Genomic DNA, 1,419 nt, shown 5'->3' with positions numbered 1-1,419 from the left:
GATGGCGGCGATGCGCCGCGCAAGAAAGAATAGCTGCTGGTGCAGGCAAGCTCGGCATAGCTCATGCAAAAATGCCGTGGAGATACCAAAGCGGCCGTTCAATTTCATCATAAAGCCCGCGCCGGAACAGCCAAAAACGGCGCCCCTCATTGTCCTCAACACGGTAATAATCGCGCGTCAGGCTGCCATTGCCCGGCGCATAGCCGCGCGGGTGTCGCCACCATTCCGGGCTGATGCGTTCAGGACCCTCCACCCGCGTGACGCGGTGCACGTGCCGCCGCCAGCGAAAGCTGCGCGGCTCGCCCTCTGGAAATCCGGCGGTGACCTCAATCGGCTGCGGGGTTTCAAACAGGCGAAAAGGCCGCATCGCCGGTTCGCCCGGCACAGGCTTTGGCCAGTCCGCTTTTGGCCAGTCCGCTTTTGCAACGTCAGATTGCGCGACACGCTCAAGCGCTGCGCGTTCGGGGATGTGGCTTTGCCGCGCGTGGAATTGCCGCACACGCTCTGCCCCCAACCGAACGCTGAGCCGGTCGATGAGCGCGGCCGCAGCCGCATCTGCATCGATTTTTGTCTCCAGCCCGACCTGAACATTGGCCAGCACCTCAGCAAGCGGGACTTCCAACCGGATGAGGTCATAGCCAAAGCCGGGGTCAAGCGGGTCGGACAGCGCGTCGATACGCTCCCGTATCAAGCGCATGAGCAGGGCAGCGTCGCGCGTTGGCGTGCCGGTATCCACCGCCAGCCGCGCGACATGGCCATCGCTGCGGAATAGACATATTTCGAACCGTCGCCCGCCCTGCCCGCGTTCTTGCAACTGAAGCGCCGCGCCGCCTGCCAACATTTCGATAGTCGCCAACACATCATTGGTGCGCGAAATCGGTTCGGCAAAATTCTGCGTAACATGGATGATGGGCAGGCTACGGCGCGGGGTGATGCGCGGGTCTTCCTCTTCCAACAGGCGCGCCAGCCGCACCACAACCGCCTTGCCAAAGCGCGCCGCCAGCGGTTTACGCGGGCGGACAGCCAGATCACCAATGCTTCTTAAGCCAGCCCGGCGAAGCGCCTTGTGCACCTTGTCACCGCCATCCAGCGCCTCCACAGGCACGTCGGAAATGGTGCGCGCCGCATATCTCGCCTTGGCCTGCGCGCTGTCGGGGGTGCCGCCCAAGGCAATTCGGCAACTGAGGCCATGACCGCTCAACCGCGCATACACATCCTTCGCCAGCCGCGCCGCATCACCAAACACATGCTCGCACCCCGTAATGTCGAGCAATAACCCTTGCGGCGGGTCTAACATGCAAGCAGGCGTATAACGCTCACACCCATCGGCGAGCCAGCCGAGCAAGTTGAGGTCCGCTACAGGGTCATGGTCAAAGACCGCCAGATCGGGCACGCGGGCGCGGGCATCGGCCAGCGCCA

Annotated in this window: 1 protein-coding gene; it reads right to left on the bottom strand. The window is 63.4% G+C overall.

Annotated features, from left to right (window positions below; translation table 11 throughout):
• Nucleotides 1–61 precede the first annotated feature (61 nt).
• Nucleotides 62–1,419: DNA polymerase Y family protein (locus tag EBS11_RS28280; protein ID WP_290608855.1), on the bottom strand; the 1,358-nt coding region annotated here is incomplete at its 5' end.

Origin of the sequence: Janthinobacterium sp. (assembly GCF_009923995.1) — a bacterium.
In the GTDB taxonomy this organism is placed as follows: domain Bacteria; phylum Pseudomonadota; class Gammaproteobacteria; order Burkholderiales; family Burkholderiaceae_D; genus Janthinobacterium.
The sequence above is the reverse complement of the archived record's forward strand: the minus strand, read 5'-3'. Positions and strand labels throughout refer to the sequence as shown.